This window comes from Mordavella massiliensis, assembly GCF_016901695.1.
GTDB lineage: Bacteria > Bacillota > Clostridia > Lachnospirales > Lachnospiraceae > Claveliimonas > Claveliimonas massiliensis_A.
Genome location: NZ_JACJKS010000111.1, coordinates 1 through 232, shown reverse-complemented (window position 1 = coordinate 232; position 232 = coordinate 1). Strand labels below are relative to the sequence as shown.

Sequence of the window (232 nt, the reverse complement as noted above, 5' to 3'; positions counted from 1 at the left end):
CCGGCTGGGCCGACTGACCCGACCACCCCGACAGACCCCGCTGACCCGGCTGACCCAACCGACCCAGCCAAACCCGAACAGCAGGGCAAGCCTTCTGAGCAAATAGAAAACCCCCAGACCGGAGACAGCAGCAATATGGCGCTGTGGATCAGCCTGATGATGGTTTCCTGCGGCGGATTGCTGGGGATGCTGTTCTACAAACGGAAAAAAACAGCGGCCGGGAAATAAGGCT

The 232-nt window shown here is 59.9% G+C and carries 1 protein-coding gene; it reads left to right on the top strand.

Going from position 1 to position 232, the window contains the following annotated elements; all coding sequences use genetic code 11:
- The coding region (locus tag H6A20_RS13335) for a sortase B protein-sorting domain-containing protein (protein ID WP_204907558.1) at window positions 1-228 on the top strand (228 nt) is incomplete at its 5' end.
- Window positions 229-232: the final 4 nt, after the last annotated feature.